Raw genomic sequence first — 16,376 nt, forward strand, 5'->3', positions numbered from 1 at the left:
TAATATTAACGAGTAAGAATAGTTAAGACAGATATCACAATACCCGCTATAGAAATGAAAATAGTAGAGTTTCTATTAAATGCTCCACTTTGGATTTGCGCTTTATTTGGAGACACGATAATAACATCATTTTGCTGAAGATAATAAAAAGGGGAATTTACTAAATCAATACTAGTAAAGTCGAGCTCTCCATATGTTTTCACTCCTTCTTCTTCTCTAATTATTTTGACTGTTTTACGCTCACCAAAAATCGTCATATCCCCAGCAAGACCTAATGCTTCAAGTACTGTAATTCTTTCATTAGGAATAGTGAATGTACCTGGACGTTGTACTTCTCCAAGTACGGATATAGAAAAATTTAAAATCCTTAAATCGATGACAGCTTCTTTAGCAAATTCTCTAATACGATCTCGCAGCAACTGTATGGCTTCAATTCTTGTCTTGTTTGCTATAGCTAACGTTCCCAAATAAGGAAATTCTATATTACCGTCCTTATCTACTAAGTATGTTCCAAGACGATCGTTACTTGTTCTCAATGCATTTGCAGCTCCTGCTACTGGATTAAAAATAGCGACAGATTCTGGGTCTTGAGAAGAAACGGTAACCGATAATAAATCATCTGGACGTATTACAGTATTGTAATTAGTATTTTGATTTTGACCCGTCAAGCTTTCAATATCTTGAAAATACAATACTTCTTTCTTTGAAATACAAGAAGAACATAAAGCCACGCAGGCTAAGAGGGTTATAAAATATCTACTCAATTCTTTAATTGACATACGTAAAAATTTGGAGTGCAAAAATACTATACTACTGACTATTGCACAATGTTTTGAGAAGGCTTTATTTCAGATGTAATATCATGTACTTTAATATCTAACACCTCATATTCGGAGTTCTTACTCTTAAACTCAGGAACTAAAGATTTTAATTTAGCAACACTTATATTATTATTATTCTTAATTGCTGCTTTTACAATTTTACTAATTATCGTATTTACATAATCATAGTTAGCACTTATATCCTCACTGATCATTATTTTTTCATGATGTGTCGTTAGTGTCTTGCTTTCATCACTTAACAACTCTTCATAAAGCTTCTCTCCTGGTCTGAGACCTGTTATTTTTATTTCAATATCCTCACCTACCGTAAAACCAGCGAGCTTAATCATTTTTTCTGCTAGATCCATAATTCTGACAGGTTCACCCATATCAAATATAAATATCTCCCCACCCTTACCCATTGTACCTGCTTCAAGAACTAACTGGCAAGCTTCTGGTATGGTCATAAAATAACGTATGATGTCAGGATGGGTAATTGTTACAGGACCACCTTGCTCTATTTGCTTCTTAAAGAGAGGAACAACAGACCCATTTGATCCCAATACATTCCCAAAACGAGTTGTAATAAATTTTGTCTTTGATGTACCATCTTGAATAGCGTCAAAATATTTAGACTGCACATACATCTCTGCCGCTCTCTTGGAAGCACCCATTACATTGGTTGGATTCACTGCCTTGTCGGTACTCACCATTACAAAATAACCTACACCGTTCTTTGCCGCTATATCTGCAAGATTTTTAGTACCATATATATTAGTTAATATAGCTTCAGAAGGATTATTTTCCATTAAAGGAACATGCTTATAAGCGGCAGCATGGTAGATGATATCGATTTTAAAAGTATCAAATAATACTCTTAATCTATTTCGGTTCGCTACATCACAAATTGTAAATTCAAAATCAATATCAGGATACAGCCCAAGAAGCTCCAGACTTAAATTATGTAAGGGTGACTCAGCTTGATCTAAAACTATAAGCTTTGAAGGTCCATAAGATGCTACTTGCCTCGCTATCTCACTACCTATTGAACCAGCACCACCTGTTACTAACACTGTTTTACCTTGAATTTTTTGAGCCTTGTCCTTATCATTTAGTTTTATTGGATCCCTATTCAATAAATCTTCAATTTGTAGAGACTTTAACTGATCTGTAACTGTTGTTTTTTCACTCCAGTTAATTACCAAGGGAGAATTATAAACCTTGATATCATTTTCTAAGCAGTCTTTAACTAACAAGAAACGCTCTTCAGCATTCATCGTGTTACCTGCAAAAATGATTGCACTTGCGCCTAATTTATTTGTAAGTAAACTAATGTCATCGTTGAGTTCTAATACAGGCTTACCAAGTATTCTCAAACTTTTATTCTGTCTTTTTGATACAAAACCTTTAATAATAAAACGCTGAGGATGTTCAATATCTAGGGCTGCCGCAATAGATATTGCACCATCATCAATCCCCACTATAACAGCTTTAATAAGCTCCTCTTCTTTCTGTGCAATTTTAAATGATTCATACAGCTGTTTTACTACTAATCGAAATATAAATTGAGCACTAAAAGATAATAGAGCAAACAAAAATATGCCAGTCGTCAAAAATATTTTCTCACCTAGAAAAATTTTACTTAGGATATTAATAAATATCAAAGAAACAAATGTCGCTCCAGAAGCAAAGAGTAATTTAAGAGCATCCATAAAAGAGGAATGTCTTATTAGACCTGCATACGTTTTAAAAATTAGTAAAAAAAGAAAATTAATCCCTATGACTATGCTTATCTGTTTATTTAAGTCTAGAGTAAATAGCGAATTAATCTTAATGCCCTCGAGCAAATAATAGGTAGTTATAAGCGCTACAAAAACTAGAAAAATATCAATAAATAGTACCGCCCATCTAGGGAGATAGCGCAATTTTCGAATATCTAATCTATTATCCTCTGAAAATAGAGTATTCCATGCGACTTTCATTTTTCTAATAAGCATTCAATCTATATTAGTTCTTAGTAGTAATTAGTAAAGTAGACAAAATCTACAAGTCTTGCAAATATAGAGTTTCTAACCTTTAATTAATTATTGAAATTTCTTCAAGAGGAAATTTTATTTCCACCTTTCATTGTTGAAGTGAATAGTATAAGAAAAAAAAGAATGTCTATATGATACACACCCCAAAATAAAATATATTGAGTAGAACTCACAAAAATTAGTATTGCTATCATTAGCATATTTTTTTTATTAATATGCACAAAAATGAAACTTAAAAACAAACACGTATAAACTAATCCATTATCTGCTGCAAGTTGCAACAGACTATTGTGAGAATGTATAACCTTGCCACTGTCTGAAATGATTCTTAAAGGTTTAGAATAATTCCCAAAGAGAATATTTCCTCGTATAAATTTCACAAATGCTTCATAAATGGGTAATCTTCCAGTCAATACAATATTTATTATCGGTTCTGGGAATATTACAAAATAAAAAAGAATTCCATTAGTAATGACTATTAACGCTGCTAAAGCATATTTGATATTTTTATTGTGTTTAAAAAAGAGAAAAGATGTTATCAAATACACGACCATTCCTATAGTCATTGTCTTATTTGAAGAAAGTATCACACCTAGAATCCCTATTCCAATTAAAATGTATCTGATCGATTTAGAGTAATAACTATTAGCAAGAAATACTAAACATAACATATTCACTGCAAATGAACTTGATCCATCACTCAATCCATAAACGCCTGGACGTGAAAAAATATAATTATTCGGAGTTTTAATAAGTGAGGCATTTTCAACAAAGAAACTCTGCACTCCGAACGTAAACTCTGCTATACCGACAATAGCTTCTAAACAGAAAAAAAAAGAAAATATGAGTATTGGCAACCTGTAATTCCTAAAATAGAAACCGATAAAAGAACTCAATAATAGAAGTAATGGAATAGGAATTACCTGTCCTATGTCAATTTTACAAGCAGAATAAATTAAAAACTTTCGATAAAATATAACATAAATAATTACTGCAATTACTGTGATAACAATAGGCCACTTATGTTTTAAAATTATATCCTTTTGAAGAAAGAATGGAGAAAGCAAAAGAAGCAAGACTAGAAAATAATTACTTATTGAAAAGTAAGAAGGAACAATTAATATTGTTATTATCAATAGTGTGAGCCAACCTCTCCTCTTTTCTATATAATCCTTAAACACGAACCTTACGCTTTGCGTAAGTGTCTACACTTACATAGAGTATAGCCATAATTAATAAAATACATACAAGCACTACCAATTGTAAATTGTAAGCAGCATCCATCACATTTACAATTATAAAAGAAGATATTAACTGCAGCAAACCGTATACAATTGCAACTTTCATATGACTCCATTCATAGACATCCACTAGTTTTTGATATATATGATGTCTGTGTGGTTCAGATATTTTTTCTCTCAAACGTATCCTTTTTAAAATAGTAAGTAAGGTGTCAGCTCCGTAAACTGAAAAAAAGCCTAAAAACACGATACTATTATAAGTATCAAGGAAGCGCAATGATAAAAAGAGTAAAATAAATGCCATCGTAATACTTCCCACATCTCCAGCAAAAAACAAAGCTCTTTTTCTAAAATTATAGTAACCAAATATTACTACTGAAATAAGTGTGTAGGTAATAACTTCATTTATCACAAAAGTTTCCTTTATCGTATTTATATAAAGATACACCAACAATACAACAATTGAATAAACTCCTGTGATACCGTTAATTCCATCCATAAAATTAAAGGCATTCAAAAAGGCTATAGCACCAACCATCAGAATAGCTGTAAAGAAAATTGCTATATCTAAATCAATATAAAACAAAAGTAATGCGACCGCTATAAACTGAACAAGAAACCGTATTAAAGCTTTAAGTGTAATTATATCGTCTAAAAAGCTAATCACAGCAAGCAGTGTCAGACCTAAAAAAAATGGCCAGTATGCAAAGTCTGATCCTATAAAAAAACAAATTTGACTTAAAAAAAAAAGGATCCCTCCTCCTCTAATTGTAACTTTTTGATGGGAGCTCCTATGATTCGGTATGTCCAGTATCCCATATTTCTTTGCTATCGTTATATATATTCGTGACAGTATAATTAGCAGTAATGTAATCGCTAGATAATTCATAAGTTATTTTTAATTATAAATAGTATTTCTTTAATCCATTAAGTCCCCAATGTATAGAGTATTTAATAGCTTCTAGCCTGGATAATTGAGCATATTTTCTTAAAAAAGAATAATGTTTGAATATAAGTTTAAATTTATTATTTGTTGCACTTCCTTTAACTTGTCTATATAGTGCTAACTCCTCATCTAATGGTATACTACAATAACCATCCTTGAGTATACTTAACCAGAGTGCGTAATCTTGTTTTCTTCGCACATCTGGCATAAAATACTTTCCAATTTTTTCCTGATCATACATTGCAGTAAGACAACTTATTTCAGTTCTTTTCAAAAGATCTTTAAAGGTAACAGGTTTACGGCTCACATGATATGTATCTCTAATTCTATTCCCCTCTTCATTTGTGAATCCATAAGAAGTGTGAGAAAAAGAGGCATCATGTTCTTGCATAAATGCAACATGTCTCTCTAGCTTATTTAATGACCAAAAATCATCACTATCAAGAAAAGCTATGTATTTTCCTGAAGCTTGATCTATAGCGATATTACGAGCAGGTCCAGAACCACCATTTATATCTAAGAATACAGGTTTAATGCGTTTATCCTTAGAAGCAAGTTCTTTTAGAATATTCCTAGAATTATCTTGAGAACAGTCATCTACTAATAACCATTCCCAATTTTGATAAGTCTGATTAACAACAAAAGAACTCGTTTCTCTCAAAAACCGTTCTGCGTTATAGACGGGAGTTATAATTGAAACTTTAAATTCGTTTTTCATTCCCTATAAATAGATATAAAATTAATAAGTTTAAAAATATTATTGTGAATCTTAAAATATTAGCAACGGAAATATCAGAATTAAAAGATAAAAACATAAATATAAATATATTCCAAATAGCAAAACCGTAGATCCTATCGTTTAGAATTTTGTCACTAGACTTAATCAGTTCTAATAAAAAAATATTGAATACTGCAAATACAAAGAACATAGGCAAATACCCATATTCAACTAGAATTGAAGAAACAAAATGAGAAGGATGACTACCTGTACCCAATGGGGCTTGATATATTTTTGAAAAAATTTGTTGTTTAATACTAAATGCAGAGTTTATTTCATAACTATTATCCAAATACATTTGTATTCGCGCAATAAACCCGACTGGTTGTGTGACAAAAAATCTTCTCAATGGAGATTCTATAGCTATTCCTAAATTTGCAGTATCAGAGAAATCAACTCCTTTCGAAAAAAGATAATAACTAATCAGAAAAAAAGACACCAATGCAATTTTCCAAAAGTTAAACGTTTTTTTTGAAAAAAAGAAAATAAAAAAAATAAAAAAATAAGCTAATATACCCTTGTTACCACCACTACTTATGGCAAATACTGTAAGAACAAAAAATAATATTTTATATAATCTATTTTTTTTTAATGAATAAAAATAAAAAAAGATGGTTGGAAATAAAATTATAAATAAAGAACTAAAGGTTATATAAAATGGAACATTACCCGAAGTATCTAATCTGTCTACAACCTCACCTTCCTCTCCACTAAATAAGTTTACTATTGTCAATTTATTAAAGAACACTATTAGATATAGAGTCATCAAACACGTACTTAAAATAAAATAGAGCCTTATATTATAATTACCATAGACACCACCACTTCTAATAGTCTCAAAGAAATTTAAAAACCAATAACTTTTAGAATTTAATCTCGTCTTCATCCAAAATATCGAAACAAATGAGAATGAAACCCCAGAAGCACAAAATATATTTAGCGCTTCAGCTGTAAAGGCATGACTATAAACAGAAAAACCTGAAAAATAATATAATGCCGGAGTATAAAAAGAGAGAGTAAAAAAAATATTATAGAATAATAATAACTTTGACCCTCTACCTCCTAGTACTAATGACCACATCCAAATCAAACATAAACTTAGTAAGAAAAAGATTATATAATTTGCATCTTCTAATAACATCTAAAAAAAATAAACATATAATCAATTAATAATTAACACTAAATGGTTGTACAAATCAAATGTATAGGAATGACAATATTAAATGCCAGATTTTTTAATTTTTTTATATACAGACTTCAAAACTTTGCTTGATCTCACTTTACTTTTCAGAACAGATAAATAATCAATATTTTCACTCACTTCTATATCTAAAATTGAATTTAAAAGTTTCAATAGATCGCTAGATATTTTCTGATAGGCTTCTCTATTATAATGTCTTATATTATTAGATATTTGATCTGAACTAATTACGACATTTCTTACGTCTAACAGATAAGTATTTGGTGTCTCTTTAATAAATTCATCCAATATAGCATTCATAGTTTTATGCCTCTTTAATGCGTCCTTCTCTATATTAACAATTGGTTCTATTTCCGCCCCGTTAACGAAAATCAGCTTTGTTTTGTCATCTACAAAATTTCGAATATCCTTCAAATTTTTCACAAATTCTGAGGTTGAAATCGGTCCATAATACTCAAATTCTCTTCTAAATTCGACCAGTTGCTCTTTAGTAATGTCGATATTCATCTTTTTATAAGTATTAATAATTTCTATGTCATTTTCGTCATCAGTCCAACGTCTATAGTATCCACCAAAGGGTAATTTAACACCAGTTTTAGTATGTATATATAAGTCGTTTGTATAATCCATCAATACACTATAAACTATAGCCTTATATTTTCCATCGAAAAATTCTGAATCATAGTAGTTTTCATCCACGAAAGGTATGAAATCACTTGATTTGAAATATGATTTATTTTTCTCAGATAACAATTTTGAATCAAGTAGAACTTGTGAATGCTCCTGATGTATTGGGAAATTATCTTTAGAAACATAATTTGTTTCCTCAATAAAACGAAATCCTTTACCTTTTAAATAAAAAGTCATCTGACCTAAATCACAACCACCTTTGAAAAAAATCAATTCATTTCCTTTATTTTCTTGTACCTTTTGCTCTGAACTTCCTTTCACCTCTGATATCCAATGAGGAAAAGAATTATTTAAAGATATTGCAACTTCCGGAATAACAGTAATTTTAGGAAAACCAAGAGAAGCATATAGAAATTGTTCCACGCCGAGATTTAGTATCCTACAAGAAAATGTAAAATGTCTCAACTCATTCCTACTACGATTCAATGAAACTACTCCCGCTACTCCGTAATCTCCGAACTTATCTGATACCTTAATAACAAAAGTTTCAAAATCTACATTATTTATTAATTTTGACACCTCTTGTTTGGATGAACGAATCTTTGTGAAGTTCAATTGATTTGTTCTTTCTAAAAGCTCATAAATCCTATCCTTATAATTAACTAATTGATTTCCATAGATTTTTTCAATAACAATATTCGAATCTTCTAAAAATTTTGAATTATCATCGTAAGCTAAACTAGACTTAAATTTCTTTTCCAAAACCTTATATTGCTGTAGTCTTGAATGACTCTTATCGTCTTTACCTTTAAAAGCACTGTGATTAAGGATAGAACTTATCCCAGAAGGTTCCATTACGTGTAGAGTTTTATTATAATACTTTGCTTCTTCTAAATTCCCATGATTATCATCGATGAAGAGGACATTTGGTGCTCTTAATTGACTTCTATTTATAATATTTTCTATTGCCGGTCCTTTTGGTTTCCATCCTATTACCGGAAAAACAAAATAATCCCAAACTCCCAATTCAATTAATTTTTCTTTTGCTTGCTCAAAATCATTCTTGGAAACAATACTGTTCATTATACCTCGATCACATAATTCTTTGATTAAGGAAATATTACTGTCAATTGTTTGAATTCCTTCTTCCGATAGAGTTCCATGCCAAAAAGTCTCATCTAAATCCCAAATAACTAATTTAATCTTCTCCATTGTAATTTTTAAAATTCTTTATTTCTTCCCAATTCCATTAGGTATTTCGAAAACTATTTAATCTGTTGATTTTTATAAATTTTCAAGTAATGGATGTAAACCAATGCAAACATAAGAAAGAAAGCGATTGTAGTACTTATAGAACCTCCTAATATTCCAATATTTGGAACTAATAATATACAAAAGGCAATGTTGCATAACGCAGCACTAAAAGTAATAAGAGCTAGATTTTTAGTTTTTTTATAAAAGAATAAAAAATTAACAACAATTTTATACATACCATTCAAAGCATATCCAATAAGGACCCATAAAACGATTTTATAATCAACTATGAAATTCTCATTAATAAATAATCTATAAATAATTGGAGTACATAGGTAAATTAACAATGCAAGGATAATCATGAATATGAAATAACCGTAGTTAAATCGATGAAGACCTTTGTCAATAAGATCATTATTACCTTTTAATCTCTTAAACAAATAAGGGGTCCACGCTTGGTTAAAACTATTATTAGCGAAAGACATTATCATACCAACTTGGTAAGCAACTGCGTATAGCCCTACCTGATCTTTACCTAAAAAATGCAAAATTATAAAACGATCAGAAAAACTTATAACATATCCACCTAAACTATGAAGTATTAATGGAAAACTGTATGAAAAAGCAATTTTTAGATAACTCTTATTTATTTTTAGATTAATCTTAACTTTTTTAAATAAATATATAAGAGAAAAAACAGCAAATGTTGAAGTGCCTATGAGCATAGCATACACACGTCCCTCCCAACCCATAGTCAAGAATGCTACAAAATAAAGCGAAAATGATAAATCTACTATCGTTTTAGAGATTTTCACAATTCCGTAGTAAACCGGATTTTCTTCACCCCTTAGTAAACTTAAAAGACTTTCAATTATTTGACTACAAAAAGCATATATCAAAGCATAGAGGATGGTATTATTGGGCACCCCCTCTCCAAGGAGATTCGGCTCAGAAAAATGAAGAAAAACAAAAAAAACTATTATAATTATAATTCCAAAAATCAATAAAAAACTAATAATGGTAGACAAAAAAGATTTGAAATCTACATCGTCATAATAAAACCTAAGAATAGATGATACTATGTTAAGGCCTACTAGCGGTATAAAAATAAAGCTTATGGTATTAAAAATATCTACAACCGCATACTCAGCTGTAGAAAGATAATTCGTTAAGAATGGTAATAGCAAAAAAGGAATAGAAGAATTAATAAAATTTACAATTGTGTAAATCCCTAGATTCTTAAAAAGTTTTCCTTTCAGAATATTTAAAACAGTATCTATCATTATATCTATTTAATAAACCACAAAAACTTCAAAATTTTTGAAATAGCTAAAAGGTACTATTAATGAATTTTTATAGTGTGAACACTAGTTGAATTTGAATTTCGTTTGCCTTGTGTAAACATAATCCATAAATCCTCTCCATATTTTGACATCTGGGGTAACCAACTGGGATATTGAACATTATAATTTTCAAAAAAATCTAGGTTACCCTTTAGATCTGTATTTATCTTTCCTGTTATAATTTTTGAGTGTAATGAAAGATCTCTGCCTAATCTATTATCTGCAATATCTTTAGGAATTGCATTTAAATTAAAAAATAATGTGTCCCTTTTTAACGCTATATTTCCTGGCACTCGTAAATAAAAATTAGGATGTACTATTTCATATTTATTCCATGATTTATAAGGGTAGTCAGATGAAGCAATAAATTGCTTAGTATATTTACCATAATGTTTACTGTACAAAAAGTAAATTTTAGATCCATCTGTAACATGTTGACCTGCACTGAAATTTGACTTGGCAAGTTCTGGATTAAAATTACCATCTATTAAATTCACCTCACTTATCTGAAGATTTTCTTTCGCAACACTCTTATTATCACCCATCCATGTATTTCCTCCATCTTCTGAAAAAATATGACCTACCAAATATGTACTCGTATTATTTTTAATATTTGAAAAAGTTTTGATTCCTTTAGGAACATATTCAAAATAATGAAATGTAAGGTGCAATGTGTTGGATTCTGAAATACTTAAGTATTTACCGAACCGCACGTAACCATTTGACACTGAAAAATCCTCTTCTTTAAAAGATTTATTTCGCCAATTCATGTAATTTGAAACTAAAATTGTCTTTCCACTACCCCAACTGTCATTTGTATAATTTCTTTTCAATAATTCTAATGACCAATTTGACTTTCGAACATCCTTTCGCACAACTAGATAGAGGTTATCCTTTTTATCAATTGCTAAACTTGGATAGGTGAAATTACCTTTTAAAATTTCTAATTCTCCCCATGAAGCTACAGAATATGCTTCATTTGACTTGCTATAGCTAAGAGGTGAATTATGTGAGCCGTAAATGATATGAATGAAACCTTTAGAATCTATCACAAGTGTTGCACCACCGTGATTATCCTTAACATTATTAAAACTATATTCCTCATCCCAAATGGATGATTTTTTGTTTAAACGCTTAATAATTACTTTTTCGGAGCCATTACTATGTTCTAAATAAGTTACAAATAAGTAGTCTTTAGTATTGATAATTTTATCACTGTCATGGTAAGCAGTTGCTCTAGATGAACCTTGAGAGGTCAACTTCATATTATTACTATTATCAATAATGCGCGTTGCACAACTTGTACCTAGTAATAAAATAAACGAGATATATTTAAGTGTATTATTCAAAATGAAATTATTAAAAAAATGACTACTACTACTACTACTACTACTATAACGACGAAAAAAAGTGGATTATAAATTTAACTTCAGTCGTTCAGTAATTATTTCTCCCGTGTAATATTGTAATTTGGTTAAATCTATAGCCTGCTTCCTATCATTAACAGAAACTAAGCAGTTTTCTAATGAATTTTCTTCAGAGATTATCAAACCTCTGCTTATAAAATTATAGGCATCTATATTTTCTGACCAAAATGATGCTTTATAAACTAAACAACCTAAAAAGGCTGCTTCAATAGGTATTGCAGATTCATTAGTAATTACAACCTCACTAATTGCTAAATCTTCCCAAACATCCTTTATTACTGATTTAGTTAAATGACTTGCCAACTGTCTTTTATCGGCTGGATGCATTCTAATTCTAACAGCATATCCTTGCTTATTTAGTGCTTCTGCTGTCTGCTCTATGGAGGTTATACTATCTAATAAATTAGGACATAATAAAACGCTATTGGCTACTTTGTTATTACCCCTATAATTTAATGCTTTAAGAAATCGAAAATCAAATGCAATTATAACTTTTATTTTATCATTGGATTTTTGGTACTTATCTAAACTATCGTTGCTAAAAAGAACATTTATATCATGATAAAGAGCAGGAAATTTATCACCCACAGGTGCATGTTGTACGTATACTGTTTTAATATTTTGTTCTTGACAAATTTGATGAAGATAAAAACTCTCAGGACTATGATCATTAAATTGAATCACACTATTTAATGAGTGATTATCAATAAACATTTTTTCTAAATTAGAAAATCCTAGAACCTTAACTACCTTTATTAAATTCATTCTTAAAAATGAATTTTTCAAGAGCATCGCATAATTACTATAGATAGCATAACTAGAGAAAACAGAAAGTAGTAAGTCAACTTTAGAAAAATATCTATCACCCTTTACACTCATACATACAATATCAAAAGAGTTATGAGGTTCAAGAATTTTGGCAATTTTAAGACCATTCTTAGTTCTAACAAGAGCTATTTGCTTCCTTACTGCAATCTTCTTTACTTTAGATTTTAAGTAAGCACTAAATATCAAAGGCAAAGGAACAATTAAAATCAAGATTATTATAAATATAATATGATCTATAAGAGGATTTCTTCTTTGAAACTTGCTCCAGTGCTTGTGCCTAGTTAGGATATATGAAAAGGACTCTTTTAAGTCTTTATTATTCATGTTAGATAATAAATTTAATAACTATTATAAGTATGCGTTTTCCTTTTTAACTGGAGACAATCCCGAAAGAATATTCTGAAAAATTGTACAGATTATAATGAGAAACCATCATCTACTGTAATATTTTGACCATTTACAAATTGAGATAAATCAGACAATAAATACAACAATGTTCCAGATATATCTTTTGCGTCCAACATTCCTTTGTTTAAGCAAAATTGCCTATAACTAGCTAGAAAACTTTCGGGCTGTCCATCCTTTAAGCCTCCTAGAGAAATAGAGTTAACTCTAATATTTTTTCCTTTAAAATATTTTGCCATATACTTAGTTAGGTGAATAAGTCCAGATTTAATAGCCGCATATTCTACAGGCATAGTCATAGCAGTGTTGTCATAAACCTCAAACCTAGGAGCCATTACTCCATAAATTGAAGACATGTTAACAATATTACCATAATTTTGTCGATAAAAATATTTCGCAAATAACTGCGAGCAAAGAAAGTAACCTCCTAAATTCATTCCTAAATTATCGCAAAAATCAGTGTATTCAACATCAAAAAAATGCTTACCATAACTACTATTTCTAGGATATGCACTATTCACTATCGCATCTATTTTACCATATTTTAAGTGAAGCTTCTCAATAAGACTTTGAATGGAAGTTTTGGAAGTGATATTCATTTCCTCAACGAATAAATTTTCACTATTAATAATTTCCTTAATCTTATTTCCAGACACAATATCATATTCTGCCATGATAGCAATGCCACCATTATTAATAACCATTTTACAGAAATCAGACCCTAATAAGCCAGCTCCTCCTGTTATGACTATAATTTTATTTTCTAAAAGCATAAGTCTAAAACTTTATATCCTTCACTAATTGTGTTGAATGTGTTTTTATTATCAATAGCATTTTCAATGAAAAATGCCATTTGAGCTTCATATAAATCCATTATATTCTGTTCCTCTGAATATACTAGGTCATTATTAAACCAAATTTTATTTTCGAGTAAATTCAATAAATATGTCCCGTCAGATGTTAAAACTTCAAGTGTTCGTTTTGAATCTTTACGATAATAATTTAATATGATATTTGCATTGAATGTATCATAACTCCACAAATAGTTGGCATAATCATAAGCAGAAATGTCGAGACTAGAAATATTACTAAACGTACTTTTAGTTTTGTTTGGCTGACCAAAAATCCAATAAAGATAATCCAGTTCATGAATTAAATCAATGTGTACGCCACCACCTTGATCTTTATTAGCACTGTAAACTTCCTTATAGTTAACATTTGGTCTCCAATTTGGTAAATAAGAACCACAATAGGAGTTAATTTCTTCTACACGCTTACCTTCCAACAAAGATTTCATTTTAACTATACCCAAATGAAATCTCAAATTACAAGCTATATAAGTAGAATTGTTCTTTTCAATTAATTCTACTAGTTTGAGTTGTTCATTACCTTTTAAATTAAATAAGGGTTTTTCAATAAATAAAGGAATATTATATTGATAAACTATCTTAAGTGTATCGTAATGTATGTTAGTAGGGTTACTAATAATTATAAAATCAGGATTAATTGCTGGTATTTCTTGTAATGAATATATATGTTTAATACCATCAATTTCACGACTAACTGAGCGTCTATATGCATAGACTTCAGTTTGAGAATCTAATAATCTCAATGACTTTATATGCTTTTGAGCAATTGACCCTAATCCTATGATTAAAACCCTCATTAAATTAGTTTAAAGTCTAATTTGTTATTTTCTAATAAATATTCCATAAAATCAAAATCAATTGGATGGTCTAAATCAAAACAAGTATGTTGCATTTCAAAAATCAAAGATTTATTTGTTACTGCTGACTTAAGATTCTCTTTAAAAAATAATTGTTTATATATATAAAATGAGGCATTCATATCATATACCTGAGGTGCTGCCTGTCTGCTAAAAAAAGCCCCTGTTTTACTAAGACTATAAAAACCGTTTTGATTTTGTTCAACCATGTTAAAATATGGATTTCGATTAGCTAGGTTAACCGAAAATATATTGAAAGCCTCTTCATTATTTCTCAGCATATATAGTGCTGTTGTTAGATCCTCAACAGTCCGCAATGGTGAAGTAACGTCTAAGTCAACAATAAAGTCATATTCTAAATTGAACTTTTGTTCCATAAAAGATTTCACATCTTCTATAGCATCAATCTTCCCTGCTTTATCAGTTGCCAATACATCTGGACGTGAATATGATGTATCTATATCGAATTTCAACGATCTTACTGTTTCAGTTATTTCATCAGAATCTGTTGAAAGCACAATATCTACACTGTTTTCAAATGATTCCTTAAATAATGCAGATGATTTTAGTGTGTAGTATATTAAAGGCTTACCATTAATCAACTTAATATTCTTGCCAACAATACCTTTAGACCCGCCTCGAGCACAAATTGTTATTAAAATATTTATCTCTTTCATTAAAACTTTATTTTTTTAATATCTTCTTGTGCTTTTTTGAAATCTTCATGCTTACCAACGTCTAGCCAATATCCAGCGAGTGGATAAGAAATCACTTTTTTATTTTCAGCAATTAATTTGTCCATTAAATCTGTTGCATTAAAAAAAGAATTTTTGGGAATATAATCTAAAACAGAACGCTTCATCAAATAAATACCTCCATTGGAATAATAGGTGTATGTTGGCTTTTCTTTAAAATTTTTAATAAGACCATCATCTCCCTCTTCAAGCACTGCATATGGTATATTTACTTGATATGGAATGGATACCAATGAAAAGTCTGCATCCTTTTCTATAAAATCTAGATAAAACTGTTCATAATCAAGATTTGTTAATATATCCGAATTTGTAAGAAGTACATAGTCATGTTTAAAATTATCTATTTTGGATACTGCTCCAATAGTTCCTAGCGGTTCATTCTCCCAAACATAATTAATAGATAAATTTTTATTTTCCCCATTTCCAAAAAAAGCTTCAATCTGCTCTCCTAAATACTTTACAGAAAACCAATAATCATCAATACCATATAAAGCTAGTCTATCAACATTATGCTCCATTATAGCCTTATCACCTACTCTTAACAAAGGCTTTGGGGTATCATCAGTAAGAGGTTGTAATCGAGTTCCTCGACCTCCAGCCATAATTATAGCATCTACTGGTAAGTAAGATCTTAATAATCTAAAATTGATTACATTAATAACAAGTCCCTCTTGATCTATAACAGGAAGAATTCTATAATTATCATTTCTATAAGAGATAATCTTCTGGATATCATAATCACCTTTTTTAACAAACTTAGGATTAGATTGTATAATCTCCATAACTCCGTCATCTATAGAAACTCCTTTAAGAAGTCCTCTTCGCACATCACCATCAGTAAGAGATCCTATTAGTTTCAAATCACTAGTCACAATAAAAAGTATAGCATCTTTTGCTAATAAATCCAGTTGCGTTAAAGCATCCTTAATAGTACTTGATTTTAAAATTAAGTGGTCTTTGTAACTTCTCATAATATATTAATCGT

Annotated in this window: 14 protein-coding genes; all 14 read right to left on the reverse strand. The window is 29.8% G+C overall.

Going from position 1 to position 16,376, the window contains the following annotated elements; translation table 11 throughout:
• Window positions 1–5: 5 nt before the first annotated feature.
• The 14 genes from ACJJVU_RS10100 to ACJJVU_RS10165 all read right to left on the reverse strand — a co-directional run bounded on the left by ACJJVU_RS10100 (window position 6) and on the right by ACJJVU_RS10165 (window position 16,362).
• Complete coding sequence (locus tag ACJJVU_RS10100; protein ID WP_405224896.1) at window positions 6–779, reverse strand: polysaccharide biosynthesis/export family protein; 774 nt, start codon at window positions 777–779, stop codon at window positions 6–8.
• A 38-nt stretch (window positions 780–817) separates the two neighbouring features.
• Window positions 818–2,818 (reverse strand): polysaccharide biosynthesis protein, encoded by a 2,001-nt coding sequence (locus ACJJVU_RS10105; RefSeq protein ID WP_405224899.1) that lies wholly within the window; start codon window positions 2,816–2,818, stop codon window positions 818–820.
• Window positions 2,819–2,919: 101 nt separating this feature from the next.
• Window positions 2,920–4,038 (reverse strand): O-antigen ligase family protein, encoded by a 1,119-nt coding sequence (locus ACJJVU_RS10110; protein WP_405224902.1) that lies wholly within the window; start codon window positions 4,036–4,038, stop codon window positions 2,920–2,922.
• Window positions 4,031–4,987, reverse strand: coding sequence for an MraY family glycosyltransferase (locus tag ACJJVU_RS10115; RefSeq protein WP_405224905.1), 957 nt, complete (start codon window positions 4,985–4,987; stop codon window positions 4,031–4,033). Before ACJJVU_RS10115 ends, ACJJVU_RS10110 begins: the two co-directional genes overlap by 8 nt.
• A gap of 13 nt (window positions 4,988–5,000) precedes the next feature.
• Window positions 5,001–5,762, reverse strand: a complete 762-nt coding sequence (locus ACJJVU_RS10120) for a glycosyltransferase family 2 protein (RefSeq protein ID WP_405224908.1) — start codon at window positions 5,760–5,762, stop codon at window positions 5,001–5,003.
• On the reverse strand, window positions 5,746–6,963 hold the full coding sequence (locus ACJJVU_RS10125) for a hypothetical protein (RefSeq protein WP_405224911.1): 1,218 nt from the start codon (window positions 6,961–6,963) through the stop codon (window positions 5,746–5,748). The genes ACJJVU_RS10120 and ACJJVU_RS10125 overlap by 17 nt, the downstream gene beginning before the upstream one ends.
• Window positions 6,964–7,041: 78 nt before the next feature.
• On the reverse strand, window positions 7,042–8,865 hold the full coding sequence (locus ACJJVU_RS10130; RefSeq protein ID WP_405224914.1) for an HAD-IIIC family phosphatase: 1,824 nt from the start codon (window positions 8,863–8,865) through the stop codon (window positions 7,042–7,044).
• A 53-nt stretch (window positions 8,866–8,918) separates the two neighbouring features.
• On the reverse strand, window positions 8,919–10,190 hold the full coding sequence (locus ACJJVU_RS10135) for a lipopolysaccharide biosynthesis protein (protein WP_405224917.1): 1,272 nt from the start codon (window positions 10,188–10,190) through the stop codon (window positions 8,919–8,921).
• 59 nt (window positions 10,191–10,249) lie between these two features.
• Window positions 10,250–11,599, reverse strand: coding sequence for a BNR-4 repeat-containing protein (locus ACJJVU_RS10140; RefSeq protein WP_405224920.1), 1,350 nt, complete (start codon window positions 11,597–11,599; stop codon window positions 10,250–10,252).
• 66 nt (window positions 11,600–11,665) lie between these two features.
• A complete protein-coding gene (locus ACJJVU_RS10145) occupies window positions 11,666–12,829 on the reverse strand; it encodes a hypothetical protein (protein ID WP_405224922.1) in 1,164 nt (387 codons plus the stop codon).
• A gap of 92 nt (window positions 12,830–12,921) precedes the next feature.
• Window positions 12,922–13,683 carry an oxidoreductase gene (locus ACJJVU_RS10150; protein WP_405224925.1) on the reverse strand — a complete coding sequence of 254 codons (762 nt, stop codon included), beginning with the start codon at window positions 13,681–13,683 and terminating at the stop codon, window positions 12,922–12,924.
• A complete protein-coding gene (locus ACJJVU_RS10155; RefSeq protein WP_405224928.1) occupies window positions 13,674–14,576 on the reverse strand; it encodes a Gfo/Idh/MocA family protein in 903 nt (300 codons plus the stop codon). The genes ACJJVU_RS10150 and ACJJVU_RS10155 overlap by 10 nt, the downstream gene beginning before the upstream one ends.
• Window positions 14,576–15,313 (reverse strand): cytidylyltransferase domain-containing protein, encoded by a 738-nt coding sequence (locus ACJJVU_RS10160; RefSeq protein WP_405224931.1) that lies wholly within the window; start codon window positions 15,311–15,313, stop codon window positions 14,576–14,578. The genes ACJJVU_RS10155 and ACJJVU_RS10160 overlap by 1 nt, the downstream gene beginning before the upstream one ends.
• A complete protein-coding gene (locus tag ACJJVU_RS10165; protein WP_405224934.1) occupies window positions 15,313–16,362 on the reverse strand; it encodes a nucleotidyltransferase family protein in 1,050 nt (349 codons plus the stop codon). Before ACJJVU_RS10165 ends, ACJJVU_RS10160 begins: the two co-directional genes overlap by 1 nt.
• Between the last annotated feature and the right edge of the window lie 14 nt (window positions 16,363–16,376).

This window comes from Dokdonia sp. Asnod1-B02, assembly GCF_045063955.1.
Classification (GTDB): domain Bacteria; phylum Bacteroidota; class Bacteroidia; order Flavobacteriales; family Flavobacteriaceae; genus Dokdonia.

Excerpts from the sequence above, each read along its gene's own strand:
- ACJJVU_RS10100 (WP_405224896.1), bottom strand. The coding sequence starts at position 779 with ATGTCAATTAAAGAATTGAGTAGATATTTTATAACCCTCTTAGCCTGC.
- ACJJVU_RS10105 (WP_405224899.1), bottom strand. The coding sequence starts at position 2,818 with ATGCTTATTAGAAAAATGAAAGTCGCATGGAATACTCTATTTTCAGAG.
- ACJJVU_RS10115 (WP_405224905.1), bottom strand. The coding sequence starts at position 4,987 with ATGAATTATCTAGCGATTACATTACTGCTAATTATACTGTCACGAATA.
- ACJJVU_RS10120 (WP_405224908.1), bottom strand. The coding sequence starts at position 5,762 with ATGAAAAACGAATTTAAAGTTTCAATTATAACTCCCGTCTATAACGCA.
- ACJJVU_RS10125 (WP_405224911.1), bottom strand. The coding sequence starts at position 6,963 with ATGTTATTAGAAGATGCAAATTATATAATCTTTTTCTTACTAAGTTTA.
- ACJJVU_RS10130 (WP_405224914.1), bottom strand. The coding sequence starts at position 8,865 with ATGGAGAAGATTAAATTAGTTATTTGGGATTTAGATGAGACTTTTTGG.
- ACJJVU_RS10135 (WP_405224917.1), bottom strand. The coding sequence starts at position 10,190 with ATGATAGATACTGTTTTAAATATTCTGAAAGGAAAACTTTTTAAGAAT.
- ACJJVU_RS10145 (WP_405224922.1), bottom strand. The coding sequence starts at position 12,829 with ATGAATAATAAAGACTTAAAAGAGTCCTTTTCATATATCCTAACTAGG.
- ACJJVU_RS10150 (WP_405224925.1), bottom strand. The coding sequence starts at position 13,683 with ATGCTTTTAGAAAATAAAATTATAGTCATAACAGGAGGAGCTGGCTTA.
- ACJJVU_RS10155 (WP_405224928.1), bottom strand. The coding sequence starts at position 14,576 with ATGAGGGTTTTAATCATAGGATTAGGGTCAATTGCTCAAAAGCATATA.
- ACJJVU_RS10160 (WP_405224931.1), bottom strand. The coding sequence starts at position 15,313 with ATGAAAGAGATAAATATTTTAATAACAATTTGTGCTCGAGGCGGGTCT.
- ACJJVU_RS10165 (WP_405224934.1), bottom strand. The coding sequence starts at position 16,362 with ATGAGAAGTTACAAAGACCACTTAATTTTAAAATCAAGTACTATTAAG.